At 66.6% G+C, this 26,087-nt stretch carries 21 protein-coding genes and 3 tRNA genes; 9 read left to right on the forward strand and 15 right to left on the reverse strand.

Annotated elements, in window-relative coordinates; translation table 11 throughout:
- Nucleotides 1–14 precede the first annotated feature (14 nt).
- The 3 genes from WJ16_RS07430 to WJ16_RS07440 all read right to left on the reverse strand — a co-directional run bounded on the left by WJ16_RS07430 (nt 15) and on the right by WJ16_RS07440 (nt 4,183).
- Complete coding sequence (locus WJ16_RS07430) at nt 15–1,769, reverse strand: AMP-binding protein (RefSeq protein WP_069256506.1); 1,755 nt, start codon at nt 1,767–1,769, stop codon at nt 15–17.
- A gap of 156 nt (nt 1,770–1,925) precedes the next feature.
- Complete coding sequence (locus WJ16_RS07435) at nt 1,926–2,747, reverse strand: TetR/AcrR family transcriptional regulator (protein WP_069256507.1); 822 nt, start codon at nt 2,745–2,747, stop codon at nt 1,926–1,928.
- A 215-nt stretch (nt 2,748–2,962) separates the two neighbouring features.
- Complete coding sequence (locus tag WJ16_RS07440; protein ID WP_069257988.1) at nt 2,963–4,183, reverse strand: MFS transporter; 1,221 nt, start codon at nt 4,181–4,183, stop codon at nt 2,963–2,965.
- Nucleotides 4,184–4,464: 281 nt separating this feature from the next.
- Between WJ16_RS07440 and WJ16_RS07445 the strand changes: the two genes are divergently transcribed.
- The 3 genes from WJ16_RS07445 to WJ16_RS07455 all read left to right on the forward strand — a co-directional run bounded on the left by WJ16_RS07445 (nt 4,465) and on the right by WJ16_RS07455 (nt 7,507).
- The gene (locus tag WJ16_RS07445; protein WP_069256508.1) at nt 4,465–5,007 is read left to right on the forward strand and encodes a GNAT family N-acetyltransferase; all 543 of its coding nucleotides are present in this window, start codon (nt 4,465–4,467) and stop codon (nt 5,005–5,007) included.
- 136 nt (nt 5,008–5,143) lie between these two features.
- A complete protein-coding gene (locus WJ16_RS07450; RefSeq protein WP_069256509.1) occupies nt 5,144–5,770 on the forward strand; it encodes a ParB-like protein in 627 nt (208 codons plus the stop codon).
- A 6-nt stretch (nt 5,771–5,776) separates the two neighbouring features.
- Complete coding sequence (locus tag WJ16_RS07455; RefSeq protein WP_069256510.1) at nt 5,777–7,507, forward strand: SulP family inorganic anion transporter; 1,731 nt, start codon at nt 5,777–5,779, stop codon at nt 7,505–7,507.
- Nucleotides 7,508–7,529: 22 nt separating this feature from the next.
- On the opposite strand, the gene WJ16_RS07460 is transcribed toward WJ16_RS07455, so the two are convergent.
- From WJ16_RS07460 to WJ16_RS07500, 9 genes are all read right to left on the reverse strand, one after another.
- Nucleotides 7,530–8,465, reverse strand: coding sequence for a carbohydrate kinase family protein (locus WJ16_RS07460; protein WP_069256511.1), 936 nt, complete (start codon nt 8,463–8,465; stop codon nt 7,530–7,532).
- Between the two features lie 131 nt (nt 8,466–8,596).
- Nucleotides 8,597–9,541, reverse strand: coding sequence for an ABC transporter substrate-binding protein (locus WJ16_RS07465; RefSeq protein ID WP_069256512.1), 945 nt, complete (start codon nt 9,539–9,541; stop codon nt 8,597–8,599).
- An 86-nt stretch (nt 9,542–9,627) separates the two neighbouring features.
- The gene (locus WJ16_RS07470; protein ID WP_069256513.1) at nt 9,628–10,665 is read right to left on the reverse strand and encodes an ABC transporter permease subunit; all 1,038 of its coding nucleotides are present in this window, start codon (nt 10,663–10,665) and stop codon (nt 9,628–9,630) included.
- Nucleotides 10,666–10,702: 37 nt separating this feature from the next.
- Nucleotides 10,703–12,256, reverse strand: a complete 1,554-nt coding sequence (locus WJ16_RS07475) for a sugar ABC transporter ATP-binding protein (protein ID WP_069256514.1) — start codon at nt 12,254–12,256, stop codon at nt 10,703–10,705.
- The gene (locus tag WJ16_RS07480) at nt 12,243–13,490 is read right to left on the reverse strand and encodes an ROK family protein (protein ID WP_069257989.1); all 1,248 of its coding nucleotides are present in this window, start codon (nt 13,488–13,490) and stop codon (nt 12,243–12,245) included. Before WJ16_RS07480 ends, WJ16_RS07475 begins: the two co-directional genes overlap by 14 nt.
- Before the next feature lie 339 nt (nt 13,491–13,829).
- Nucleotides 13,830–13,916, reverse strand: a tRNA-Leu gene (locus WJ16_RS07485).
- A 383-nt stretch (nt 13,917–14,299) separates the two neighbouring features.
- Nucleotides 14,300–14,386, reverse strand: a tRNA-Leu gene (locus tag WJ16_RS07490).
- A gap of 111 nt (nt 14,387–14,497) precedes the next feature.
- Nucleotides 14,498–15,487: an aliphatic sulfonate ABC transporter substrate-binding protein gene (locus WJ16_RS07495; RefSeq protein ID WP_069256515.1), complete on the reverse strand. Its 990-nt coding sequence runs from the start codon at nt 15,485–15,487 to the stop codon at nt 14,498–14,500.
- A gap of 186 nt (nt 15,488–15,673) precedes the next feature.
- Nucleotides 15,674–15,760 (reverse strand) — tRNA-Leu (locus tag WJ16_RS07500).
- 249 nt (nt 15,761–16,009) lie between these two features.
- Here WJ16_RS07500 and rnr point away from each other — a divergent pair.
- The 6 genes from rnr to WJ16_RS07530 all read left to right on the forward strand — a co-directional run bounded on the left by rnr (nt 16,010) and on the right by WJ16_RS07530 (nt 23,222).
- Complete coding sequence (rnr, locus tag WJ16_RS07505) at nt 16,010–18,487, forward strand: ribonuclease R (RefSeq protein ID WP_069256516.1); 2,478 nt, start codon at nt 16,010–16,012, stop codon at nt 18,485–18,487.
- Nucleotides 18,488–18,637: 150 nt separating this feature from the next.
- A complete protein-coding gene (gene rlmB / locus WJ16_RS07510; RefSeq protein ID WP_069256517.1) occupies nt 18,638–19,381 on the forward strand; it encodes a 23S rRNA (guanosine(2251)-2'-O)-methyltransferase RlmB in 744 nt (247 codons plus the stop codon).
- 97 nt (nt 19,382–19,478) lie between these two features.
- Complete coding sequence (locus WJ16_RS07515; RefSeq protein WP_069256518.1) at nt 19,479–20,351, forward strand: N-acetylmuramoyl-L-alanine amidase; 873 nt, start codon at nt 19,479–19,481, stop codon at nt 20,349–20,351.
- Between the two features lie 91 nt (nt 20,352–20,442).
- Nucleotides 20,443–21,138: a ribose-5-phosphate isomerase RpiA gene (gene rpiA / locus WJ16_RS07520; protein ID WP_069256519.1), complete on the forward strand. Its 696-nt coding sequence runs from the start codon at nt 20,443–20,445 to the stop codon at nt 21,136–21,138.
- Between the two features lie 279 nt (nt 21,139–21,417).
- Nucleotides 21,418–22,134, forward strand: a complete 717-nt coding sequence (locus WJ16_RS07525) for a FadR/GntR family transcriptional regulator (RefSeq protein ID WP_069256520.1) — start codon at nt 21,418–21,420, stop codon at nt 22,132–22,134.
- Between the two features lie 101 nt (nt 22,135–22,235).
- Complete coding sequence (locus tag WJ16_RS07530; protein ID WP_069256521.1) at nt 22,236–23,222, forward strand: Gfo/Idh/MocA family protein; 987 nt, start codon at nt 22,236–22,238, stop codon at nt 23,220–23,222.
- Between the two features lie 62 nt (nt 23,223–23,284).
- Here the strand turns inward: WJ16_RS07530 and WJ16_RS07535 are convergent, their stop codons facing one another.
- From WJ16_RS07535 to WJ16_RS07545, 3 genes are all read right to left on the reverse strand, one after another.
- On the reverse strand, nt 23,285–23,977 hold the full coding sequence (locus WJ16_RS07535; RefSeq protein WP_006484207.1) for an amino acid ABC transporter permease: 693 nt from the start codon (nt 23,975–23,977) through the stop codon (nt 23,285–23,287).
- 122 nt (nt 23,978–24,099) lie between these two features.
- Complete coding sequence (locus tag WJ16_RS07540) at nt 24,100–24,894, reverse strand: cystine ABC transporter substrate-binding protein (RefSeq protein ID WP_069256522.1); 795 nt, start codon at nt 24,892–24,894, stop codon at nt 24,100–24,102.
- A 105-nt stretch (nt 24,895–24,999) separates the two neighbouring features.
- Nucleotides 25,000–26,037, reverse strand: a complete 1,038-nt coding sequence (locus tag WJ16_RS07545; RefSeq protein ID WP_069256523.1) for a quinone-dependent dihydroorotate dehydrogenase — start codon at nt 26,035–26,037, stop codon at nt 25,000–25,002.
- Nucleotides 26,038–26,087 lie beyond the last annotated feature (50 nt).

Here is a 26,087-nt window from a genome sequence, read left to right on the forward strand (position 1 = left end):
GGGCGATGGATCGTTCAGCCTTGCTTCGCGGCCTTGAGTTTGGCGAGTTCCTCGTCGCGCAGTGCGCGGCGCAGGATCTTGCCGACGTTCGTCTGCGGCAGTGCGTCGCGGAACTCGACGAATTTCGGCATCTTGTAGCCGGTCAGGTTCTTGCGGCAGTGCGCGAGCACGTCGTCGACCGTCAGCGATGGATCGCGGCGCACGACGAACACCTTGATCCGCTCGCCCTGCACGTCGTCGGGAATGCCGATCGCCGCGGCTTCGCTGATGCCCGGATGCATCACCAGCACTTCCTCGATCTCGTTCGGATACACGTTGAAGCCCGACACGAGGATCATGTCCTTCTTGCGGTCGATCAGCCGGATGAAGCCGTGTTCGTCCATCACGCCGATGTCGCCGGTGGCGAGCCAGCCGTCGGCGTCGATCACCTTCGCCGTCTCGTCGGGGCGCTGCCAGTAGCCGCGCATCACCTGCGGACCGTGCACGCACAGCTCGCCCGGTTCGCCGACCGGCGCCCAGGTGCCGTCCTCGCGGCGAAAGCGTACGACGGTGGACGGCGCGGGCAGGCCGATCGACCCGCTGAACGCGGCCATGTCGTTCAGGTCCACAGGGTTCATCGTGACGATCGGCGAGCATTCGGTCAGGCCGTAGCCTTCGACGACCGGCCGCCCCGTCACCTGCTGGAAGCGTTCCGCGACCGCGCGCTGCATCGCCATCCCGCCCGCCATCGCGAGCTTCAGCTTCGAGAAATCGCGCTTGCGGAATTCCTCGTTGTCGAGGAACGCGTTGTACAGCGTGTTGATGCCGGTGATCCCCGTGAACGTCTCGTTGCGGATGATCTTCATCACCATCTTCATGTCGCGCGGGTTCGCGATCAGGATGTTGCGCCCGCCGAGCCCCATGAAGATGAATGCATTCACCGTCAGCGAATAGATGTGGTACAGCGGCAGCGGCGTGAGCACGGTCTCGACGTCGCCGGATACCTGGTCGGCGATCCACGCCTTCGCTTGCAGCAGGTTCGCGATCAGGTTGCCGTGCGTGAGCATCGCGCCTTTCGCGACGCCGGTCGTGCCGCCCGTGTACTGCAGGAACGCGAGGTCGTCGCGCGTCGTCTGCACGGGCTGCGGCTTGAAGCGCGCGCCGAGCGCGAGCGCGGAGCGCAGCCGGACGGCCTGCGGCAGATGGTAGGCCGGCACGAGCTTCTTCACGTGCTTGAGCACGAAATTGATCAGGCGTCCTTTCGCGTTGAAGCCGTCGGCGAGCAGGTCGCCGAGCGCGGTGACGACGATGTTCTTCACCTGCGTTTCCGGAAGCGCGTCCTGCAGCGTGCGTGCGAAATTCTCGAACACGACGATCGTCTGCGCGCCGCTGTCCTTCAACTGGTGCGCGAGTTCGCGCACGGTGTAGAGCGGGTTCACGTTGACGACGATCGCGCCGGCCTTCAGCGAGCCGAACAGCGCGACCGGATACTGGAACGTGTTCGGCAGCATGATCGCGACGCGGTCGCCGGGCTTCACGCCGACGCTTTGCAGATACGACGCGAACGCGTCGACTTTCTGCGCGAGCGCGCGGTAGGTCATCGACGCACCGGCGCTCACGTAGGCGACGCGGTCGGCGAAGCGGGTCGTGCATTCGTCGAAGAACTGCACGAGCGACGCATATTGCGCGACGTCGATCTCGTGCGGAACACCGGGCGGGTATGACGCGTACCAGATGCCGTCGGTGTTCGGCGGAACCTGCGCCGCGGTGCTTGCTGCGGAAGATGACATGACGAGTCTCCGGTGTTTGCTTTTGGCGAGGGCGGGCGCTTCTGCGCCGGCCCGTGCCTCGTGCCGCATGGTCGATCGACGGGGCGCCTCGACGCCCTGCACGACCGCGCGTATCGATCAAATCGTGAACAGGAAGCCGCGCGTGGCCTCGCGCGCTCAGTTCGTGGAATGCAGCGTCGCCGTATCGGCAGTGGCCGGGCCCGACTGCGGCAGCCCGAATGCTTCGCTGGCGCCTGCGTCGTCGAGCACGGCTGCGAAGATCGACAGTTGCGCGCTGTCGGGCATCGGCGCTTTCAGCGCGGCGACGATCAGCGACGACAGCCGCGCGATCATCTGCACGTCGTTCATCGTGCGGCCTTGCGAGAACTCGTCGATCAGGCTTTCCGTTTCGGCGCCCGCGAGCGCGCCGGACAGCGCGCCGATCGCGAAGTGCAGGCGCCAGCCGAGCTCGGTGCGCGGCAGATGCGGCAACGCGCGCTGGAATGCATCGAAGAAGCGGCCCGCGACGCTGGCATAGTGCGCGGTCAGGAAGTTGCGCACGAACGGCGACGGATCGGTGTACGCACGGCCGATCAGCCGCAGGAACCCGGGCCCGCCGCGTCCGGGATCGCGCGATGCCTTCAGCGCGGGAATGAACATCGCGCCGAGCACGTGCTCGCAGGTGATGTGCGTGCCGAGTTGCGCATCGAAGCGGTCGAGGATGCCGAGGCGTTCCTGGTTGAGCTGGTCGAGCCGGCGCGACAGCATCGCGTGGATCAGCGCTTCCTTGCTGCCGAAGTGGTAGTTGACCGCGGCGAGGTTGACCGCCGCGCGCGAGGTGATCTGGCGCATCGACATCGCCTCGAAGCCATGCTCGATGAACAGATCCTCGGCCGCATCGAGGATGCGCGCCTTCGTTCCGCCGGTCTGCCGCGTGCCGGATGACCGTGCCCCGGACGGCCGTCCCGCGGCTGGCCGCCCCTCCTGACTTACTGCCATGTCCCGCCTCCCATGCCGGTCCCCCGGCCGCGAACTGGTGATTTGTTTGTCTGATTCAAACAGCCGTTTTTATTAAGATAAAAAATCGCGGACGGAGCGGGCAAGCGGGGAATCTGGACAAATTCCTCTAGTTCGATGTGCGAATGCGGAATGGATCGCGCGCGCCCTCGGCAGGGCGGGGCACGCGCGATGATGCAATGCGGCAATGCGCGCGTTCAGCCGACCGTGCTACGCGTATTGACCGATTGCGTCATGTCGATGCCGCGCCGCTCGCGGCTGAACAGGATCAGCACGGCGATCGCGACGGCGACGATGCCGGCCACGAGTGCGAGCGCGAAGCTGTAATCGTTGCCGTTCGAAACGGCGAGCGACGCCTGCATCGTCGCATTGCCAGACGCGAGCAGGTTGCCGAGCTGGTAGACGACGCCGGGGAAGGTCGCGCGGATCTCGTCCGGCGAGATCTCGTTCAGGTGAACCGGGATCACGCCCCACGCGCCCTGCACCGAGATCTGCATCAGGAACGCCCCCGCGGCGAGCGCGACCGGGCCGCTCGAGAATGCCCACAGCGGCAACACGGGCAGCGCGATCAACGCGGCGATGAAGATGGCCCGGCGCCGGCCGATCCGCTCCGAGATCGAGCCGAACGACAGGCCGCCGACGATCGCGCCGATGTTCAGCACGATCGTGATCCACGACACGGTATGCGGATCGAAGTGATGCTGTTCGCGCAGGAAGGTCGGATAGAGATCCTGCGTACCGTGCGAGAAGAAGTTGAACGCGGTCATCAGCACGATCGCGTAGATCGTGAGCTTCCAGTTCTGCTTCAGCGTGGCGCCGAGGCTCGGGCGCGGGCGCTTCTCCATCTGCTTCCACGCTGGCGATTCGGGCACGTGCGCGCGCACGTACAGCACGAGCAGCGCGGGCAGCACGCCGACCATGAACATCCCGCGCCAGCCGATGTACTGGTAGAACAGGCCGAACACGACGGACGCGAGCAGGTAGCCGCTCGGGTAGCCGGCCTGCAGCAGCCCCGACACGAAGCCGCGCGCATGGGTGGGCACGGTTTCCATCGTCAGCGCGGAGCCGACACCCCATTCGCCGCCCATCGCGACGCCGAACAGCGCGCGCAAGACGAGCAGCGCGGTCAGGCTCGGCGCGAAACCCGATGCGAGCTCGAGCAGCGAGTAGCACGCGATGTTGACCATCAATGTCGGGCGGCGACCGAAGCGATCGGCGAGCCGGCCGAAGATCAGTGCGCCGAGCGGGCGCATCGCGAGCGTCAGCGTGAGCGCGAACGCGACGGTGGGAATCGTCGACCCGAATTCGGCGGCGATGTCCTTCAGCACGAAAACCATCAGGAAAAAATCGAACGCGTCGAGCGTCCAGCCCAGGTAGGCGGCGATCGTGACGTTGCGTTGTTCGCGGGTCCAGCTCATGTCCGAGGTCTCCTCGTTGGCTTGCGCGCTCACGATGTGCATGCGGATGCCGGCCCGGCCTGCGCGCGGTGCGGGGGCATGGATCGAGTGTAGGCTGCGGCGCCGCGCGATGTGGGGCGCGATAACGCCGAATCGGGAATAATCCCTACGAAATGAACTGTTTCGAAAACGGCAACGGCGCCGCATGAAACCGGCGACAGCCATCTGTATCATTCCGGAAGGCCGTTTGTATCTGTTTTGTAATACGCCCGATGCGCATTGCCACCGAATCAGGAGTCCCGATGAACGAACGTTCCGCCGCTACGCTGCCCGTGCTCGAAACCGCGCGGCTGTGGCTGCGTCCGCGCGTGCTGGCCGATCTCGATGCGTGTATCGCGATGGATCGCGATCCCGAGGTCACGCGGCACATCGCGGGCCCGTGGCACGATCCCGTCGAGCATCGGCGCTTCGTCGCGCACCGGATCACGCGCGACTATCCGCCGGGTCTCGGTTACTGGTCGATCTTCGAGAAGACCGCACCCGATGCGTTCGTCGGCTGGATCCTGCTGATTCCCGACTACGCGGACGGCGCGCGCGACGTCGAGATCGGCTGGCGGCTGGTGCGCGAGACCTGGGGGCGCGGCATCGCGAGCGAAGCCGCGCAAGCGGTCGTGCGGCATGCGCTCGACACCGTGCGCCTGCCGCGCGTGATCGCCGATATCGCGGAGGCCAACAGCGGCTCTCTGAATGTCGCGCGCAAGCTCGGGATGCGGCGCGTGAGCGTCGTGCACGACGGCATTCCTTACATTCGCCATCGTCTCGAACGCAACGATCTGCGTGCGTAGCGCGGCGTCGTTCGTGCGGGAGCAGTCGGGCGGTTGTCAGAGATCGTCAAGCGGCCGCGTATCGAGGTCATGACGTATTAACGTCTCCTGCGATCAGGAGTATCGTTGCCGGAATTTCGCAACATGGGATACCACCATGGCACTGGGCAACGATGTTCACCTGATTCCCGTCAAGCTCGAAGAACTGCGTCCCACGCAGATGACGGTCGGCTATCGCGAAGTCAAGGCGAAGCGCAAGCACTGGAAAACGCTCGGCAAGCGCGCGCGCAAGGCCGCGATCGAATCGCACTGGTTCCCGGCGGTACTCGGCCCGGACGGGCTGCACTACATCACCGATCACCACCATCTCGGCCTCGCGCTGATCGAGGAAGGCGAGTTGCGCGTGAACGCGATGCTGCTGAAGGACCTGTCGTGGCTCGACGACACGATCTTCTGGCGGATGATGGAACACAACCAGTGGGTGCATCCGTTCGGCGCGGACGGCACGCGCCGCGACTACGCGAATCTGCCGAAGGCGCTCACAGGCCTCGTCGACGATCCGTACCGCAGCCTCGCCGGCGAGCTGCGCACGGCGGGCGGCTATGCGAAGGACGCGACGCCGTTCAGCGAATTCCTGTGGGCCGACTACCTGCGCCAGCACGTGTCGCTGGACCAGATCCGCAAGAACTTCTCGAAGGCGCTCGATATCGCGCTGCATCGCGCGCACGACCAGGATGCACGCTATCTGCCCGGCTGGTCGGGCGTCATCGCCGCCAAGCCCTGATTCCGCATGACGACCGCCCCGGTCCGCCCCGATGCCGGCCCGCAGCATGCCGACCATTTCGCCGTGCACGACGCGGCCCCGCCGCCGCCCACGCGGCGCATCGGTCTCGATGCGCTGGCCGGCCTGTCGATCGCGGGCCTGCTGATCCCCGAGGCGGTCGCCTATGCGGGGCTGGCCAACTTGCCGCCGCAGGCCGGTCTCATCGCGTTGCTGTCGGGGCTCGTCGTCTATGCGCTCACCGGCAGCAGCCGTTTCGCGATCGTGTCGTCGACGTCGTCGTCGGCTGCCGTGCTCGCGGCGACCGTGCTCGCGGAGTCGGGGATGGCGCTCGCCGCGCAACTCGCGCTTGCGGCGGCGCTCGTCGCGATGACGGGCGTGCTGTTCATCCTGGCGGGCGCCGCGCGGCTCGGCGGCATGTCGGATTTCGTCGCGCGGCCGGTGCTGCGCGGCTTCACGTTCGGCCTCGCACTGACGATCGTCATCAAGCAGTTGCCGAAGATTCTCGCGATTTCCGTGCATCACAGCGATGCGCCGCACGTCGCGCTCGACCTGATCGCCGGCGCGCCGCATGCGGATCTCGTGAGCGTCGTGCTCGGTGCGATCGCACTGGCGCTGCTGTTCGCGTTCGGGCGAAGCGCGCGCGTGCCCGCGACGCTCGTCGTGATCGTGCTGTCGATCGCGGCCGGCTATGCGATCGACTGGCAGCGATACGGGATCGCGATCGTCGGCCATATCGATTTCTCGCATATCGCGTTCGGGCTGCCGAGCCTCGATCGCAACGCGTGGATGCAGACCGTCGAACTGGCGTTCGCGCTGATGCTGATCCTGTACGCGGAGTCGTACGGATCGATCCGCAACTTCGCGCTCAAGCATGGCGACAGCGTGTCGCCGAACCGCGACCTCGTCGCGCTCGGCTGCGCGAACCTCGTATCGGGCCTGCTGCACGGGATGCCGGTCGGCGCCGGCTACTCGGCGACCTCGGCGAACGAAGCGGCCGGTGCGCAGTCGCGCTTTGCCGGCCTGTGGGCGGCGGGCGTGGTCGCGCTGATCGTCTGGCTGCTGCTGCCGCAGCTTGCGCGCATACCGGAGCCGGTGCTCGCGGCGATCGTGATCTTCGCGGTCAGTCATTCGCTGCATCCGTCGGTATTCCGGCCGTACTGGGCCTGGCGTCGCGACCGGCTCGTCGTGATCGCCGCGCTGCTCGCGGTGCTCGTGCTCGGCGTGCTGCACGGATTGCTCGCGGCGATCGGCGTGAGCCTGCTGCTGACGCTGCGCAAGCTGTCCGAGCCGAACGTCAGCGTGCTCGGCCGGCTGCGCGACAGTCACGACTTCGTCGACGTGGCGAGCCACGCCGATGCGAAGCCAGTGCCGGGCGTGCTGATCGTGCGGCCGGAGGCGCAGCTGTTCTTCGCGAATGCCGACCGGATGCTGAACCGCGTGCGGGCGCTGATGAAGGCCGCGCCGGGCACGCATACCGTGATGCTGAGCCTCGAGGAAACGCCGGACGTCGACAGCACGACGATCGAATCGTTGCGCACGTTCGCGGCCGAATGCACGGCGCGCGGGTTGCGGCTCGCGATCGTGCGGCTCAAGGTGCACGCGCTGCATGCGTTGCGTCGCGCGGCGGACGATACGCTGCCCGACGATGCGATGTCCGAACTGAGCGTCGACGAGAGCCTGCAACTGCTGCAGGCCGGGATGCCGCCGGACGGCAGCGCCGCCGCGACCGCCGCATGACGCGGCGGCGCGCCGGCGCGCGCTACTGCGCGACCGCGGTGTCGGTCGAGCGCGCGATCATGCCGGCCACTTCGGCCGCCGTCGGCGCATACGCGCCCGCATGCGCGCAGGCGACCGCCGCGCACGCGGCTGCGTAGCGCAGATGTTCGTCGGCCGACGCGCCGGGACGCGCAAGCTGGCTCGCGAGCCAGCCGCCGATGCTCGCATCGCCGCAGCCGACGGTGTCGGCCACGTCAGTCGGGAACGCGGGCTGGAATAGCACGGTGTCGCGGTGCAGGAGCTGCATGCCGGCTGCGCCGCGCGTGACGAGCATCGTCGCGTCGGGCGCCCACGTGCGCAGTTGCGCGAGCGCGGCGGCTTCGTCGAGTTCGGGAAACAGCCCGCGCAGATCTTCGTCGGATACCTTGATCCAGTCGGCGAGCCCGGCCAGCCGGCGCAGCGTGTCGCGATACGACGGCGCGGCCATCGGCGCGCGGAAGTTCGGGTCGAACGAGATCCGCTTGCCGGATGCCCGCGCGGCTTGCGCCACTTCGATCAGGCGGCCCGCGAGCGGCTCGCGCACGACGCCGAGCGAGCCGACGTGCACGATCTCGGCCGCGTCGAGCGCGCCGTCGGGCAGGTCCGCCGGATCGAACGCGAGATCGGCGCTGTTTTCGCCGATGAAGAAATAGTGCGGCGGCTGCTTCGACACGACCATCGCGAGCAGCGGCGCGCGATCGACCTGCCGGATGAAGCGCAGGTCGAGCCCCGCGTCGGCGCTCTTGCGCATCAGCTCGTCGCCGAAGGTGTCGCGGCTGACCGTGCCGGCGAAGGCCGTCGGCACGCCGAGTCGCGCACCGACGCGCGCAACGTTCCAGCATGAGCCGCCGGCGACGCTGTGCCAGTGATGCGCGTCGTCGCGGATGAAATCGGTCAGTGCTTCGCCGAATACGATCAGGCGGGGGAACGTCGTCGTCATGTCTGAACCCTGTGCCGCGGGGTTGTGCGCGGCCTTGCTGCGGTTGATCCGGAAAAGTCGGGCGGCGCGGGCCGTCGCATGCGGCGACGCGGCCCGGCACTGCCCGGTGTGCGCCGGGACGGGCGGCGCGCTCAGCGCGGCGTGCTCCAGCCCTTGTAGGTCTTCACGTTGTCACGCGTGATGAGTGCCGGTTCGATCAGGATCATCGGGTTGGCCGGCTTCTGGCCGTTCATGATCCCGTAGCCGACGTTGACAGCCTGCTGCGCCATCGCCCACGGGTCCTGGCTCGATGACGCCTGCACGAGCGTGTTGGACTTGAGCGCGACCTCGATGTCGGGCGCACCGTCGACCGACGTGATCACGATGCCCGGACGGTTCAGCTGTTTCGCGGCGAGATCGCTGCCGATCGCCTGCGGGTCGTTGATCGTGAACACCGCATCGAGCTTCGGAAAGCGCGTCAGGTAGCCCTGCATCGCATTCATCCCGCCTTCGCGCGAGCCTTTGCCGTCCTGGTCGCTCGACAGCAGCTTGATGCCCGTGTTCTTCGCGAGCACGGACTTGCAGCCGTTGACGCGATCGATCACGGCCGACACCTGCGGGCCGTTCTCGATGATCACGTTACCCTTGCCGTTGAGTTTCTTCACGATGTAGTCGCATGCGAGTTCGCCGGCCTTCACGTTGTTGGTCTGCACGGTCGCGTTCGCACCGGCCGCCGCGACGTCGACCGCGACGACCGTGATGCCGGCCGCCTGCGCCTTCTTCACCGCCGGCTCGATCGCCTTCGGGTCGGTGGCGTTGAGCAGGATCATGTCGACGCGCGCGGAGATGAAGTTGTCGATCTGCGTGAACTGCTTGTTCAGGTCGTAGTCGGCCGATACGGCCGTGACCTTCGCGTTCGGGTTGAGCTGTTTCGCGCGCGCTTCGGCACCTTTCACGATCGTGACGAAATACGGATTGCCGAGCGACCCGACCGTGACGCCGATCGATTTCAGCGGCTTGTCGGCTGCGTGGGCGGCGGCTGCGCCGAAGGCGAGTGCGCAGGCGACGGCGGTCAGGGCGGCGGTGTGCTTGAACATGTCGTTGTGTCTCCGTGAGGTCTGTTGGCGAACGGGCGCAGGAGGACCTGCCTGCGCCCCGATGGTTGAACGGTGAGGGACGGGTATCAGGTACGGGCCGAGTCGCGCTGGCGATAGCGGTCGAGCGCGACCGCGCCGATGATCACGAGCCCCTTGATGATGTACTGCCAGATGTCGGACACGCCGAGCAGCACGAGGCCGTTGGTCAGCACCGCGATGATCAGCGCGCCGATCAGCGTGCCGACGATCGAACCGACGCCGCCGACGAAGCTCGTGCCGCCGAGGATCACCGCGGCGATCGCGTCGAGCTCGTACGACTGGCCGAGCTGCAGGCCGTTGGCCGCATAGAGCCGCGCGGCCGACATCACCGCGCCGAGGCCCGCGAGCAGGCCCGACGCCGCATACACGAACATCTGGATCGCCCGCACGTTGATGCCCGACAGGCGCGCGGCTTCCGGATTGCCGCCGACCGAATAGATACGCATCCCGAGCACCGTGCGGCGCAGGATGAACCACGAGATCGCGATCACCGCACATGCGATCACGACGAGCCATGGCACGCCGAGGATCGAGCCGTTGCCGATGAACGCGAACGGCAGCTGCGGGTTGAACACGGTCGTGTCGTTGCCGATCAGGCGGGCGACGCCGCGCACGGCCGTCATCGCGCCGAGCGTAACGATGAACGGCGGCAGGCGCAGGAACGAGATCAGGCCGCCGTTGATCGCGCCGAACACGAGGCCGACGGCGAGCGCGAACGGCACGCCGAGCCAGCCCCAGCCGGGGATCGTCGACGCGAGCAGCGCCGCGACGGCCGCGGCGGCGAGCACTGAGCCGACCGACAGGTCGATGCCGCCCGTCAGGATCACGAAGGTCATGCCGGCGGCGAGCACGATGTTGATCGACGCCTGCTGCGTGACGATCGACAGGTTCTGCAGCGTGAAGAAGCCGTCGGTCAGGAAGCCGAAGCCGATGCACAGCACCAGCAGCACCGGCAGCATGCCGGCGGTGCGGATCAGCGACTGCATGCGGGCGCGATGATCGGCGCCGCGCATCAGGGGCGTACGGTTGGCGACCGGATGGGCCGTCGCGGAAGCGAGGTTCCGCTGCTTGGTCGGGTTGATCATTTCGGTAACCTGAAAGTAAGAAAGAAATGAAAAGGGCTCAGTGCGCGTCGGCGAGTTCGGCCTGCGAGCCGGTCGCGAGCGCAATGATGGCTTCCTGCGTGATGGGCGTCTGCGTGTAGCCGCCGAGTTCTCCGGCGATTTCGCCTTCGCGCATCACGAGCACGCGATCGGCCACGCCGATGATCTCCGGCAGTTCGCTCGAGATCACGATCACCCCCACGCCGGCACGGGCCAGTTCGTTGATGATCCGGTAGATCTCGGATTTCGCGCCGATGTCGACGCCGCGCGTCGGCTCGTCGAGGATCAGCACGCGCGGTTTCGTCTCGAGCAGCCGTGACAGCAGCACTTTCTGCTGGTTGCCGCCGGACAGCGCGCCGACGTTGACGTTCGCGTGCGGAACGCGGATCGACAGCGACGTGATCGCGTCGCGCGCGCGTTCGGCGCCGCGCGCGAGGTCGAGCGCGCCGAGCCGTGCATCGCGGCTGCAGACCGAGATGTTGATGTTGTCGCGCACGCTCATGTCGAGGAACAGGCCTTGGCGCTTGCGGTCTTCGGTCAGGTAGACGAGGCCGGCGTCGATCGCGTCTCGAGGCGAGTGCGCGCCGAACGTGCGGTCGCCCACCTTCACGTCGCCGCGCACGCGCGGCTCCGCGCCGAAGATCAGCCGTGCGAGTTCGGTGCGGCCTGCGCCGACGAGCCCCGCGATGCCGAGCACTTCGCCCGCGTGCAGGTCGAGGCTGCAGCCGCGCACGCGCGCGCCGTCGGCGACGTCACGCACCGACAGCAGCAGGTGGCCGGGATCGTACGGTGCGTGTTCCTTCTTGTAGAAGCCGGAGATGTCGCGGCCGACCATCATCGCGACGAGCCGCTCGGCCGACAGCGATGCGCGTTCGAGCGTGCCGACGTACGCGCCATCGCGCAGCACCGACACGCGATCGGACAGTTCGTAGATCTCCGCCATCCGGTGGCTGATGTAGATGATCGCGAGACCTTCCTCGCGCAACTGGCGGATCAGGCGGAACAGGTGCTCGGTCTCGCGCGACGACAGCGGCGTGGTCGGCTCGTCCATCACGAGGATGCGTGCGCGGGTATGCACGGCGCGCGCGATCTCGACGAGCTGTTGTTCCGCGATCGACAGCGTGCCGACGAGCGTGTCGGGCCCGAACGACGCGCCCAACCGCGCGAGCACGTCCTCGCAGCCGCGCGCCATCGCCGCGCGGTCGATCGTGCCCCAGCGCCGGTTGCCGCGCCGCAGTTCGCGGCCGATGTAGATGTTTTCCGCGACGCTCAGGTTCGGCGACAGGCACAGCTCCTGGTAGATCACCGCGACGCCAGCATCGCGCGCGGCGAGCGGGCCGTCGACGTCGATGCGCTGGCCGTCGATCAGGATCTCGCCGCCGGCGTCGGCGCGGTATGCGCCCGACAGGATCTTCATCAGCGTCGACTTGCCCGCGCCGTTCTCGCCCATCAGGGAGTGGATCTCGCCCGGATAAACGGTCAGGCTGACGTTGTCGAGCGCGCGCACGGCCGGGAACGTCTTGCTGATCCCGCGCATCTCGAGCAGCGGGCGGGGCGACTCAGAACGCGACATGGTGGACCTCCTGCAAATCGGTGCGGGCGCCTTTGAGGATGCCGGCCCGCGGGGAGAAGTTGAAATACATCGGCAGCGTGGCGGCGCCGATCGCGCCGGCGTCGGCGCCGAACGTGCCGCGCACGAGCACCGGCGTGCCGCGCGCCTCGGGCGCGGTGGCTGCGAGCGCCGCGCGCAGGCGGGTCGTGACCGCGTCGAGCAGGCCCGCGTCGGTGTCGGCGTCGAGCACGACTACCGGCGTATCGACCACGCACAGCACCGCACGCAATGCCGGCGCCAGCGCGTCGACGCAATCGTCGATCCATTCGTCGACGGCCGGCAGGCCGCGCGCGATGCAGGCTTCGAGATCGGCACGGTTCTCGACCGTCTCGCCGTGATGGCGCAGGTGGCGCACGAGCGCATGCAGCGAGGCGCGTGCGAGCAGGATGTCCCACGGGCCGCGCGGTGGCGGCGCGGACGCCAGCCGGCTCGGCGGCACCGGAATCACCGCGATGTCGCCGGCATTGCCGGTCACGCCGCGCAGGCAGTCGCCGTCGATCGCGATGCCGCCGCCGATCGCCGGGCCGATGAACAGGTAGACGAAGTCGTCGCACTGCCGGCCGTACCCGTAGAACAGTTCGGCGATCGCGGCCGCGTTGCCGTCGTTTTCGCCGAAGACGGGCAGCGACAGCGTGCGACCGAGGTCGCTCGCGAAGTCGACGTCTTCCCACGCGCGGAACGTGTCGGGGGCAAGGCCGAGTTCGCGCATCCACGCGCCGAGGTTGTACGGCTGCGCGACGCCGATGCCGGTCAGGCGGGCGCGGTCGTGGTCGGGGAGGAGTGCCTGCATCGCGTCGATGTCGCGACGGACGATCTCGAGCACGTCGGCAGGCGCAGGCAGCAACGTGTCGTGCGAGCGACGGCCGAGCACGTCGCCCGCGAAATTGACGAGCGCCGTCTCGATGCGCATCCGGTCGAGATGGACGCCGATGCCGAACGCGCCGCGCGGGTCGAGGCGAATCAACGAAGCCGGCTGGCCGCGCTGGCCTTCGGTGCGGCCCGCGAATTCGATCAGCTTCGCGTCGGCGAGCGACGCGATGATGCTGCCGACCGCCGTGCCCGTCATGTTCGCGAGGCGGGCGAGGTCGGCCTTCGACGCGCTGCCTGCACGGCGCAGCGTCTTCAGCAGCAGGCGCTCGTTGTAACGGCGCACGTTGGCCGAATTGCTGCCCTGGCCGAAGTGCGGGCTTCTCATGGCGTCTCCTTCCATGTCGCATCGCTGGGCGACGCATTAAATAAATCACGTTGATTTATTTAACCGCGTGAGCGCGGATATGTCAGCCTAGGGAAATCCCGGTTTTGGAGGCGATGGGAGTGCGGGGATGGTGAATCGGGGATGGATCGCGGAGACCGGAACGGAGCGTCAGGGCGAGGTTATGCAAGTGTGGTGCGAACCTGCGGTAATGGAGCGTCGCAGGATTCGGGGCATGCTGTGCCGGCTTGCGCCGAGGTGATTGATTTGCTTGCGAAGAGGAATATTTCCGGAGTCGGAAATGAAAAAGGCCGGCTAGAAGCCGACCTTTTTAAAAACAGATGGTGCCCAGGAGAGGACTCGAACCTCCACGATGTTGCCACCGCTAGGACCTGAACCTAGTGCGTCTACCAATTCCGCCACCTGGGCACGTTTTGCAGTAGCTGCTTGCTGCAAAGAAGCGAAATTATAGCGCGTATTGAGCGACTGTCAACAGTATTTGAGGTCGCGAACGAAAATAATTCTGCGGGCTCGCTCGGGGCAGCGTGCAGGGGAGGGGTGGCCGACATCGTCACATCGCTCCGACCGACGAACGTCGTCAAGCTGGTGATCCGGGATAAGCGCGCGAACATGTCAATTCCGGAGCCGGAAATGAGAGGGGCCGATCAGAAGCCGACCTTTTGCATACAGATGGTGCTCAGGAGAGGGCTCGGCCACGTATGCGCGATCCGGGCTGAGCTTGAAGGCGCTTTGCTTGCTGGGCCGGAAATGAAAAAAGGCCGGCTAAAAGCCGACCTTTTTTATAAATCAAGTGGTGCCCAGGAGAGGACTCGAACCTCCACGATGTTGCCACCGCTAGGACCTGAACCTAGTGCGTCTACCAATTCCGCCACCTGGGCACGTTTCGCTTGCTGCAGTGCGAAGACCGCTATTCTAGCGTGTCGGCGGCGCCTGTCAACACAATTTCATTCGAAACGGTAAAAATATTGGCGCGCTTGTGCGACACGTCCTCACGCGCTGACCGACTCCGCACGCTTTGCCGCGAAATTCCAGCGCTGAGACTGCCCGGTATCGACGCGAGTGGGCAGCAGTCCCGCCGCGAGAAAGGTGTCGGCGATCTTCTGTTGTTCGCCGAAGTTTTGCGCGACCACTGCGCGGACGAGATAGCTGCGCCGCGAATTTGCGCGCGCGATCGTCGCAGCGTCGAGTCCCCAGATCGGCGCGAGCGTGTTCGCGGCTTCCTGCGGGTGGTCGCGCAGCCATGCGCCGGCCTGCGACAACTGGTCGAACAGGATCTGGACGACGTCGGGCCGCGCGGCAGCGAAACTGCTCGATGCGAGGTAGTAGCGCTGGTACGACGCGAGTCCGTCGCCGTCGGCCAGGATTCGTACGTCGGGATTCCGGTCGACCGAAGCGACATAGGGATCCCACGTGATCCATGCATCCACGCTGCCGCGCTCGAACGCCGCACGGCCGTCGGCCGGCGTCAGGTAGTGGATCGTCGCGTCGGCGGGTGTGAGCTTCGCGCGAGCGAGTGCGGCAAGCAGAAGGTAATGGCTGCCCGCCGCCTTCGTGACCGCGATGCGCGTGCCCTTGAGGTCGGCCAGCGTACGCAGTGCGCTGGCCTGCTTGACGACGATCGCCTGTGCCTTCGGCGAAGGCGCTTCCTGCGCGACATACACGAAGCGCGCATGCGCGGCTTGTGCGAAGACCGGAACGGTATCGGCCACATCGGCGCTGAAGTCGACGGCGCCGACGTTGAGTGCTTCGGTCAGCGGCAATCCGCTCGCGAATTCATGCCACGACACACGCAGGCCGAGCGGCGTCAGCGCCTGTTCGAGCGTGCCGCGCGTCTTCAGCAGCGTGATGAGCGTCGACGACTTCTGGTAACCGATGCGCAGCGCGGCCGGCGCGTTTTCGGCGTGTGTCCGGATGCCGGCGGCAGCGAGGCCCGTGGCCAGCATCGCGCGCGCGAACGCGCGGCGGTTCATCGACGTCATGGATCGTGCTCCTCGTTGGATGCGTTGAAAACAAGGCGGCTAACGTAACAATGGGGAGGGCGATTGATAACCGATAAATTCTGCTATCGATCGGAGTGGCCGACATAAAGGCCGATCGCGCACGCACGATGCGTGCGCCGGAAATGAAAAAAGACCGGCTAGAAGCCGACCTTTTTATAAATCAAGTGGTGCCCAGGAGAGGACTCGAACCTCCACGATGTTGCCACCGCTAGGACCTGAACCTAGTGCGTCTACCAATTCCGCCACCTGGGCACGTTTTGCAGTAGCTGCCTGCTGCAAAGAAGCGAAATTATAGCGCCCCAATTATTCGTGTCAACACTTTTTTGCGATGCACCTCAAACCGGGCTCCGCCGCCCCTGCCGGGGCCATTCACGTTATTTGGCGACACACGCGGGTGATAGAATGACCCGCCGCCGTCAATATAGAACTGTCTGAAGGACACCTCTATGTTGATGCCGTGCACCATCAGTCAACGCAACGAGAACAATCATCGACAAACCCTTGAGCAAATATCCGTACCCCATTCCGAGCCGTGAAGAAATTCTCGGCGTGCTGCGTACGAGCGACGCGCCGCTGGCCGCCAACGACATCGCCGAAGCACTGTCGATCAAGCGCCAAGAGCGCGAGGGGTTCTTCCGGCGTGTCGCCGCGATGGAACGCGACGGCCAGATCCGCCTCGACAAGCGCGGCCATTACCAGTTGACCCATCCGTCGAACTTCGTCGCCGGGCGCGTGCAAGGGCATCGCGACGGCTACGGGTTCGTGATCCGCGACGACGGCCAGGACGACCTGTTCCTGCCGAACGGCGAAATGCAGAAGGTGATGCACAACGACCGCGTGCTCGCGCGGATCGTCGGCTACGATCGCCGCGGCCGTCCGGAAGGGCACGTCGTCGAAGTCACCGAGCGCGCGAACAAGCGCGTGATCGGCCGCCTGCTCAACGAGAACGGCGCGCTGATCGTCGCACCGGAAGACAAGCGCATCGGCCACGACATCCTGATCACGCAGAACGTGAAGAAGGCGAAGGTCGGTCAGGTCGTCGTCGTCGAACTGACCGATTTCCCCAGCCGTCATTCGCAGCCGCTCGGCCGTGTCGTCGAGGTGCTCGGCGACATCGACGACCCGGGCATGGAAATCGAGATCGCGGTGCGCAAGTACGGCGTGCCGCACGAATTCAGCCAGCCGGCCCTCGACGAAGCCGCCGCGCTGCCCGACAAGGTGCGGCCGGGCGACCTGCGTTTCCGCGTCGACCTGCGCGACGTGCCGCTCGTGACGATCGACGGCGAGGACGCCCGCGACTTCGACGACGCCGTCTACTGCGAGCCGGTCAAGGTCGGCCGCGGCGACGGCTACCGGCTGATCGTCGCGATCGCCGATGTATCGCACTACGTACAGCCGGGCAGCGGGCTCGATGCCGACGCGCTCGAACGCAGCACGTCGGTCTACTTCCCGCGGCGCGTGATTCCGATGCTGCCGGAGAAGCTGTCGAACGGCCTGTGCTCGCTGAATCCGCACGTTGACCGCTGCGTGCTCGCGTGCGACATGGTGATCACCGCGCGCGGAGAGATCAAGGCGTACCAGTTCTATCCGGCCGTCATCCATTCGGCCGCACGCCTGACGTACACCGAAGTCGCGGCCGTGCTGTCGAACACGAAGGGGCCGGAGGCCGCGCGTCGTGCCGATCTGCTGCCGCACCTGCAGGATCTGTACGGCGTCTACAAGTCGCTGTTCACCGCCCGCCAGAAGCGCGGCGCGATCGACTTCGACACGACCGAGACCTACATCGTCTGCAATTCGCAGGGCAAGATCGAACAGATCGTCCCGCGCCAGCGCAACGATGCGCACAAGCTGATCGAGGAATGCATGCTGGCCGCGAACGTCTGCGCGGCCGACTTCCTGAAGCGCAACAAGCATCCGGGCCTGTACCGCGTGCACGCGGGGCCGACGCCGGAGAAGCTCGAGAACCTGCGCGCGTTCCTGCGCGGCATGGGCCTGTCGCTCGGCGGCGGCGACAAGCCGCACGCGAGCGACTATGCGGCGCTGATGGCGCAGATCCGCGACCGGCCCGATGCGCAGATGCTGCAGCCGATGCTGCTGCGCTCGATGCAGCAGGCCGTCTACAGCCCGGACAACATCGGTCACTTCGGTCTCGCCTACGAGGCGTACGCGCACTTCACGAGCCCGATCCGCCGCTATCCTGACCTGCTCACGCACCGCGCGATCTACGCGATCCTGTCGGGCAAGAAGTACACGCCGAAGGCGCCGGAAGGCTTCGAGCTGAACACCGCGCTGTCGCCGCGCGCCCGTGCGATGCAGCAGGCCGACGACGAATCGCGCGGCCGTTCGCGCTCGAACACGGCGATCTGGGAAGAACTCGGCCTGCACTGCTCGGCGAACGAGCGCCGCGCGGACGAAGCGTCGCGCGACGTCGAAGCCTGGCTCAAGTGCTACTTCATGCGCGACAAGCTCGGCGAGGAGTACGGCGGGATGGTGAACGGCGTCACGTCGTTCGGCATCTTCGTGCAGCTCGACACGCTCTTCATCGAAGGGCTCGTGCACGTCACGGAACTTGGCTCGGACTACTTCCAGTACGACGAGATCAAGAACGAGCTGCGCGGCGAGCGCACGGGCATCCGCTATCGCCTGTCGGATCGCGTGCGCGTGCAGGTGAGCCGCGTCGATCTCGACGCACGCAAGATCGACTTCCGCCTCGTGCGCGATACGCCGGTGAAGGCGCCGCGTCCGTCGCCCGCACCGGCTTCCGCCGGCGGCGGTATCGACCGCAACGGCCCGCGCGTGCGTGCGCTGCCGCAGGCGGAGGAACCGGCGCCGCGTCGCAAGAAGGCTGCGAGCGCGCCGAGCGTCGCGGTGAAGGAAGCGCGCGCCGCGCGTGCCGCCGCGAAGAAGAAGGGCGGCAGTGGCGGCGGTGCGGCGGCCAAGCCGACCGCGAAGAAGACACACGTTCGCAAGAAGTATTGAGCGTTCGGGGCGGGCGCCGCGCGCCTGCCCTGCAGTATCGAGAGACGCCGCGTCACCGGCCATCGGCCGGCTACGCGGCGCTTTCCTTTTCCATGGATCGCGGCTGCGCGTATCGCGCGACCGCACGTTTGATCGAAGGTTGTTCCAGTCATGTCACGTCTGAAGGTTCTTTACGGTTTTCATGCGGTGACCGCACGTTTGCGGCACGATGCATCGACGGTTGCGGAGGTGCTGTACGACCAGACGCGCCGCGACCGCCGCATGCAGGACTTCCTGCACACCGCGAAGGAAGCGGGCGTGCGGCTGATCGCGGCCGACGAAACGCGCCTGTGGGGCCTCGCCCATACCGAGCGTCACCAGGGCGTCGTCGCGCGTGTCGAGGACGTCCCGCTCGCGCAGAACCTGTCCGAGCTGCTCGACGGCATCCAGGGGCCCGCGCTGCTGCTGGTGCTCGACGGCGTCACCGATCCGCACAACCTCGGCGCTTGCCTGCGTGTCGCCGATTCGGCCGGCGCGCATGCGGTGATCGCGCCGCGCGACCGCGCGGTCGGCCTGAACGCGACCGCGGCCAAGGTGGCGAGCGGCGCGGCCGATACGGTGCCGTACATCACGGTGACGAACCTCGCCCGCGCGCTGCGCGAGCTGAAGGACGCCGGCGTGTGGATCATCGGCACGTCGGACGAGGCGTCGGCCACGCTCTACGAAACGAAGCTCGACGGCCCCGTCGCGCTCGTGATGGGTGCGGAAGGGGAAGGCATGCGCCGGCTCACGCGCGACACCTGCGACGAAGTGATGAGCATCCCGATGGCCGGCAGCGTGGAAAGCCTGAACGTGTCGGTCGCAAGCGGTGTGTGCCTGTACGAAGCCGTGCGCCAGCGGCGCGTGAAGGGCTGACGCTGCGTGGTCCGCGCGGCCTGCGCGGGCCTCGCATGATCCGAACGACGCGTGCCGCGACCCGATGCGGCACGCCGCTCTGCGGAGTTCGCGACCGATGACCCTGTTTCGCGTTGGCGCGTGCTGCGCCGTGCTTTGCGTGCTCGCTGCCTGCACGTCGTCGTCGCTCGTCGAACGCGGTACCTACTACGCCGATACGAGCCTGCACGCGCGCGGCGCCGATGCGCGCATCCGCTTTCTCGTGATGCATTACACCGAAAGCGACGAGCAGAAATCGCTGCGCACGCTGACGGGCGCGTCGGTCAGCGTGCATTACGTCATTCCCCCGCAGCCGCGCGTCGAGCACGGAATGCCCGTCGTCTATCAGCTCGTTCCGGAATCCGAGCGCGCGTGGCACGCGGGCGTCAGCGAGTGGCAGGGCACGACCGAGCTGAACGCGGTGTCGATCGGCATCGAGAACGTGAACCGCGGCCCGCTCGATCCGCAGAACCGCACCTGGCAGCCATATCCGCCCGAACAGGTCGCGGCACTCATCCGGCTGTCGAAGGACATCGTCGCGCGCTACGGCATTCCGCCGACGCGCGTGGTCGGACACAGCGACATCGCGCCGCAACGCAAGATCGATCCGGGGCCGCTGTTTCCGTGGCATGCGCTGGCCAGGGCCGGCGTCGGCGCGTGGCCGGACGACGCGACCGTGGCCGCGCGGCTCGGCGGCCGGGATCCCCATGCACCGGTCGACGTGCGCGAACTGCAGCTCAGGCTTGCGCGCTACGGTTACGACGTCGCGACCGACGGCGTGCTCGACGCACGCACGCGACGTGTGTTCGCGGCGTTCCAGATGCATTTCAGGCCGACCGACTACGCAGGTAATCCGGACGCCGAAACAGAGGCGATCGCGCAGGCGTTGCTCGACAAATACTTCCCCGGCGCGCAACCGGCGGACGACGCGTCCGCGACGGCCGCGCCCTGAACCCGCGTCGCGTCGCACGCCGAAAAACCCGGGCCGTCATCCGAGTCCGGTAAACTGGCGGTTTTTCGCAATCCCGCAGCACGACCACTCCATGACTCAAGACGAACTCAAACGCCTCGTCGGCCAGGCCGCCGCCGACTACGTGATCCAGAACGTGCCGGAAGGCGCGGTGATCGGCGTCGGCACCGGCTCGACCGCCAACTGCTTCATCGACGCGCTCGCCGTCGTCAAGGCGCGCTATCGCGGCGCCGTGTCGAGCTCGGTAGCCACGACCGAACGCCTGAAGTCGCACGGCATCAAGGTGTTCGACCTGAACGAGATCGACGCGCTGCAGGTGTACGTCGACGGCGCCGACGAGATCGACGCGAGCGGCGCGATGATCAAGGGCGGCGGCGGTGCGCTCACGCGCGAGAAGATCGTCGCTTCGGTGGCCGACACGTTCGTCTGCATCGCGGACGCCAGCAAGCGCGTGCCGGTGCTCGGCGCGTTCCCGCTGCCGATCGAAGTCGTGCCGATGGCGCGCACGGCGATCGGCCGGCGCGTGACCGCGCTCGGCGGCGTGCCCGTGCTGCGCGTGACGAAGGACGGGGCGCCTTACATCACCGACAACGGCAACGAGATCATCGACGTGAAGGGGCTGCAGATCGCCGATCCGCGCGGTTTCGAAGCGCAGGTGAACGCATGGCCGGGCGTCGTGACGGTCGGCCTGTTCGCGCAACGCGGCGCGAATCTGTGCCTGCTCGGCACGGAAAGCGGCGTGGAAACGATCGCTTATTCGGCTAATTGAAAGACATGACAAGCAGTCCGTAATGGCATGTCGGATGTCGTAATGGACTAAATGTTTAAATCTTGTGGAAATCGGGGCCCGGCAGGCGCAATGCGCTTCCCGGGCCTTATTTTTAGCCGTATAAATCACCCCGTCCAAAAGAGGGATAACCCTGTCAGGTGTTTACCAGATAGCGAAATGTCCTCGAACTCATCAACTTATAGATCATAAGAACAGTCGTAACCAGGGCCGGCGGAACTGCGGAGCAGGTGTTCGCAAATCGACGCACGGGGAGGTGTCATGGAGCAGGGCAAAGACCGGTCATTGGTCGCCAAAGTGATGGATGGGCTTGTCTCGGGTATCGTCGAGGACAAGTACGGCGGCATCTTGCCGCCACAGGACGTGCTGTCGAAAGAGTTCGATGTGAGTCGCACCGTGATGCGCGAAGCGTTGTCGATGTTGCTTGCGCGCGACATGCTCGACGTGCGTCCGAAAGTCGGTACGCGTGTGCGGCCCATGCGTGACTGGCGCATGATCGACGAAGACGTGGTGAGCTGGCGATTCCGGGCGAAACCCGATCCGCAGTTCATGCGCGACGTCATCGAATTCCGGATGCTGATCGAACCGCGTGCGACCGCGCAGGCGGCCGTGCGAGCGACGGCCGCCGACATCGCGGGCATCCGCGAAGCGTTCGATGCGTTCAAGGTGCTGCAGCCGGGCGACACCGGCTACGACACGGCGGACGAGCTGCTGCACACGCGGATCGTGCAGGCGAGCGGCAACCAGTTCTTCCAGCAGATGGCGGCGATCGTGCGCGGTGCGGTGCGCCTCGTGAATCCGCGTGTCGTGCAGAAGGAAGGGGCGCACGACGTCGTGGTGAAGGCGCATGCGCGGGTGGTCGACGCGATCGAGCGGCGCGACCCGCGCGAGGCCGAAGCCGCTTCGCTCGCGCTGATCGATTTCAGTGCCGACGAAATCTCGCGCGATTTCTCCGTCGACGTGCCCATGCGCGCCTGACGCGGCACGCATCGCTCATCCGTGTGACGCCGGGCCGTTTATCATGACGACCGGCCGGCAGCGTGCCGGCCACCGTCATACGACCGACACGGAAGATCAGGATGAACGACAACGACCCTCGCCCGGTGCGCTTCGGCATCGTCGGCGCCGGCAGCATTGCGCGCCGCTTCGCGCAAAGCCTCGCCCATGTGCCGGGCGCCACGCTCGCAGGTGCCTGGGCGCGCCGCGCGGACGCCGCGGCAGCCTTTTGCGAAACATGCGGCGGCACGCCTGCCGCGAGTCTCGACGCGCTCCTCGCGAGCGACATCGACGCGGTCTACATCGCGACGCTTCACGACAGTCACGCGCAGTACACGCTGGCCGCGCTGGCCGCCGGCAAGGCTGTGCTGTGCGAAAAGCCCGCCACGCTGAACGCGGCGCAGCTCGACACCGTGCTGCGGGCGGCCCGCGACACCGGGCGGCTTTTCATGGAGGCGATGAAGCCGCCGTTCTTTCCGCTGTACCGTCGGTTGCGCGCGCATCTGCTCGACGATCCGATTGGCGAGATCCGGCTCGTGCGGGCCGGGTGTGCCTCGTCGACGGTACCGGATGACCATTCCGTCTATCGTCTCGATCGCGCGGGCGGCGCGCTGCTCGACATCGGCATCTACGAAGCATTCCTTGCTGTCGACTGGCTCGGCGCGGCGCGCGACGTGCAGACGCTCGGCCGCGTCGGCGCGACGGGTGTCGACCTGTTCGCGAGCCTGAACAGCGTGCACGCGAACGGCGGAATCGCACAGCTCTTTTGCGGGCTCGACGTGATGGGGCCCGGCGACGCGCTGATCGCCGCGGCCGGCGGCCACGTGACGATTCACGAGAAGTGGTGGAACCCCGTGCGTGCGACGATCCGCTACGCGGACGGGCGCACCGTCGAACTCGATGCGCCGGCCGACGGCGGCGGGCTGAACTACGAGACCGCGCATTTCTGCGACCTGCTGCGCGCGGGCAAGACCGAAAGCCCGATCATCACGCACGACCATTCGCGGCAGATGATCGCGATGACGGATGCCGCGCGAGCGGCGCTCGGCGTGCGCTATTCGGGCGAATGAGGGGGAATAAGAGGGAAGCAGGTGCCGGGCGCGCGCATGCGGCCCGGCGTCGTCGCGTACGCTCAGTGCCGCGACGGCAGCGACAGGCGTTTCTCGTACCAGCGCTGCACCCATTCGAGGATCTGGCACAGGATCCAGTACACGGCCGCGGCGGCGAGATAGAGCGGCAGCGGCTGGTAGGTTGCCGCGATCACTTCCTGCGCGCTGCGCAGCAGTTCGGTCACGGTGATCACGGAGACGAGCGACGTGTCCTTGATCAGGCTGATCAGGCTGTTCGACAGGCTCGGCACCGCGATGCGCAGCGCCTGCGGACCGATCACGTAGCGCAACGTCTGCCCCCACGACAGCCCGAGGCTGTACGCGGCGAGCCATTGGCCGCGCGCGATCCCGTTGATCGCGCCGCGCATGCTTTCCGACATATAAGCGGCGACGTTCGCGGACAGCGCGATGACGCCGGCGGGCGTCGGGTCGAGCGAGATGCCGAGGCTCGGCAGCCCGTAATAGATGACGAAGATCTGCACGAGCAGCGGCGTGCCGCGCATCAGGCTCACGTACGCGCGCGCGAGCCATGCGAGCGCATTGACCCAGATACGTTCGAAGCCGTCGAGCGCTTCGCTTTGCCGGATGCCCATCATCGCGAGCACGACGGCGCCAAGCAGCCCGAACACCATCGACAGCACGGCGAACTTGACGGTCAGGACGGCGCCCTGGGCGAGCACCGGCAGCGATTGGACGAGCAGGGACGTTGTCGACATGGAATGCGAATCGAATGCGTGCGCGAAAGCGCAATCATAAACCGGACCAGTAAAACAAAGGGCGGCATCGTTGCGGATGCCGCCCTTTCCGGCCCGCCGTCAGGCGGGAAACAGAGGCGTGCTTACTTGATCGGTTTCGTCACGTCGATGCCGAACCACTTGTCCGAGATCTTCGTGAACGTGCCGTCGGCTTCGAGTTGCGTCATCGCGTCGTCGATCGCCTTCTGGAACTTCGGGTTGCCCTTCTTGAACGGGATGCCCGACGGGTTCGCGGAGCCGACGTTCGCGCCCGGGCGCAGCGGCAGTTGCGAATTCTTCGTCAGGTACGCGAGCATCAGGCGGTCGTTGAGCGCCGCGTCGAGACGGCCGGCGGCGAGGTCGCGCAGGTACTCGGGCGCGCCCGGATACGTCTTCACGTCGATGCCGGGCACCGACTTCGCCATGTCCATGTAATTCGTGCCGAGCGCGACACCGAGCTTCTTGCCCTTCAGGTCTTCGAGCGACTTGAATTCACGGGTGTCGTCCTTGCGCTGGATCAGTTGCGCGGACGAGTACGTGTACGCCGGCGAGAAGTCGAGCGTTTCCTTGCGCTTGTCGGTGATGCCGACCTGGTTGGCGATCACGTCGAACTTGCCGGCCTGCAGGCCCGCGATGATGCCGCTCCATTCGGTCGTCACGAATTCCGCCTTCACGCCGAGCTTCGCGGCCACGGCTTTCGCGATGTCGACGTCGAAGCCGACCAGCTCGCCTTGCGGGTTCTTCGAGTTGAACGGCGGGAACGTGCCTTCGAGGCCGACCCGCAGCGTGCCGCGTTGTTTCACCTGGTCGAGGAGGTCGGCCGCGTGCGCGGTGGCGGCGGCAAACGTGGTGCCGATCAGGCCGGCAACCAGCAGCTTCTTCAGCAGCGCAATCTTCATCGTGTGTTTCCTTGCCCTGTCCGGGTCGTTGAATTCATTCGTGTAACGAGGTCGACGATAGCAAAAACGCAATCGAAGTTTAAATATCGTTTGTTTATGTCTATATTACGCGGCGCGGTCGCGGCCGATGGCTTTCACGCATTCCGCGACGAGCGCCGGGCCGCGGTAGATGAAGCCCGTATAGAGCTGCACCAGCGCCGCACCGGCCGCGAGCTTCGCGCGGGCGTCCTCGCCCGAGAAAATGCCGCCGACGCCGATGATCGGCACGTCGCTGCCGACTTCGGCGTGCAGCTTGCGGATCACTTCGTTCGATGCGTCGAACACCGGGCGGCCCGACAGGCCGCCGGCTTCGTCCGCATGCGGCAGGCCCTGGACGGCCGCGCGCGACAACGTCGTGTTGGTGGCGATGACCGCCTCGATCTTGTGGCGCAGCAGCGTGTCGCCGATTTCCTTGACCTGTTCGTCGTCGAGATCGGGGGCGATCTTCAGTGCGAGCGGCACGAGCTTGCCGTGCAGGTCGGCGAGGCGCTGCTGCTTGTCCTTCAGCGCCGCGAGCAGCGCGTCGAGCTCGCCCGCGCCCTGCAACTGGCGCAGGTTCTTCGTGTTCGGCGACGAGATGTTGATCGTCACGTAGCTCGCGAACGGGTACACGCGCTCGAGGCAGTACAGGTAATCCTCGGCGGCGCGCTCGATCGGCGTATCGGCGTTCTTGCCGATGTTCAGGCCGAGGATGCCGCGGTAGCGGGCGGCCTGGACGTTCTTCACGAACTGGTCGACGCCGTGGTTGTTGAAGCCCATCCGGTTGATCAGCGCTTCGGCCTGCGGCAGCCGGAACATCCGCGGACGCGGGTTGCCGGGCTGCGGGCGCGGCGTGACCGTGCCGACTTCGATGAAGCCGAAACCGAGCGCCGCGAGGCCGTCGATGGCCGCGCCGTCCTTGTCGAGACCGGCCGCGAGGCCGACCGGATTGCGGAACGTGAGCCCCATCACGGTGCGCGGCGCGTCGGGCACGCGGGCGGACAGCGCGCAGGCGAGGCCGGTGCGGCCGGCCGCGCCGAGCGCGCGCAGCGTGAGGTGGTGAGCGTCTTCCGCATCCATCTTGAACAGGGATGCGCGGGCCAGCGGATAAAGGGAACTGAACACGGGAATAGGGCGGACAGCCGGAATGAATGACAACCCGCTATTTTACCGGG

It is taken from the genome of Burkholderia metallica (genome assembly GCF_001718555.1).
Lineage (GTDB): Bacteria > Pseudomonadota > Gammaproteobacteria > Burkholderiales > Burkholderiaceae > Burkholderia > Burkholderia metallica.

Coding starts and splice junctions, on each gene's coding strand:
- WJ16_RS07535 (WP_006484207.1), bottom strand. CDS start 23,977: ATGTCGACAACGTCCCTGCTCGTCCAATCGCTGCCGGTGCTCGCCCAG.
- WJ16_RS07515 (WP_069256518.1), top strand. CDS start 19,479: ATGACCCTGTTTCGCGTTGGCGCGTGCTGCGCCGTGCTTTGCGTGCTC.
- WJ16_RS07540 (WP_069256522.1), bottom strand. CDS start 24,894: ATGAAGATTGCGCTGCTGAAGAAGCTGCTGGTTGCCGGCCTGATCGGC.
- WJ16_RS07525 (WP_069256520.1), top strand. CDS start 21,418: ATGGAGCAGGGCAAAGACCGGTCATTGGTCGCCAAAGTGATGGATGGG.
- WJ16_RS07440 (WP_069257988.1), bottom strand. CDS start 4,183: ATGAGCTGGACCCGCGAACAACGCAACGTCACGATCGCCGCCTACCTG.
- WJ16_RS07450 (WP_069256509.1), top strand. CDS start 5,144: ATGGCACTGGGCAACGATGTTCACCTGATTCCCGTCAAGCTCGAAGAA.
- WJ16_RS07530 (WP_069256521.1), top strand. CDS start 22,236: ATGAACGACAACGACCCTCGCCCGGTGCGCTTCGGCATCGTCGGCGCC.
- rpiA (WP_069256519.1), top strand. CDS start 20,443: ATGACTCAAGACGAACTCAAACGCCTCGTCGGCCAGGCCGCCGCCGAC.
- WJ16_RS07475 (WP_069256514.1), bottom strand. CDS start 12,256: ATGTCGCGTTCTGAGTCGCCCCGCCCGCTGCTCGAGATGCGCGGGATC.
- rlmB (WP_069256517.1), top strand. CDS start 18,638: ATGTCACGTCTGAAGGTTCTTTACGGTTTTCATGCGGTGACCGCACGT.
- WJ16_RS07445 (WP_069256508.1), top strand. CDS start 4,465: ATGAACGAACGTTCCGCCGCTACGCTGCCCGTGCTCGAAACCGCGCGG.
- WJ16_RS07465 (WP_069256512.1), bottom strand. CDS start 9,541: ATGTTCAAGCACACCGCCGCCCTGACCGCCGTCGCCTGCGCACTCGCC.
- WJ16_RS07455 (WP_069256510.1), top strand. CDS start 5,777: ATGACGACCGCCCCGGTCCGCCCCGATGCCGGCCCGCAGCATGCCGAC.
- WJ16_RS07430 (WP_069256506.1), bottom strand. CDS start 1,769: ATGTCATCTTCCGCAGCAAGCACCGCGGCGCAGGTTCCGCCGAACACC.
- WJ16_RS07460 (WP_069256511.1), bottom strand. CDS start 8,465: ATGACGACGACGTTCCCCCGCCTGATCGTATTCGGCGAAGCACTGACC.
- WJ16_RS07495 (WP_069256515.1), bottom strand. CDS start 15,487: ATGACGTCGATGAACCGCCGCGCGTTCGCGCGCGCGATGCTGGCCACG.
- WJ16_RS07435 (WP_069256507.1), bottom strand. CDS start 2,747: ATGGCAGTAAGTCAGGAGGGGCGGCCAGCCGCGGGACGGCCGTCCGGG.
- WJ16_RS07480 (WP_069257989.1), bottom strand. CDS start 13,490: ATGAGAAGCCCGCACTTCGGCCAGGGCAGCAATTCGGCCAACGTGCGC.
- WJ16_RS07470 (WP_069256513.1), bottom strand. CDS start 10,665: ATGATCAACCCGACCAAGCAGCGGAACCTCGCTTCCGCGACGGCCCAT.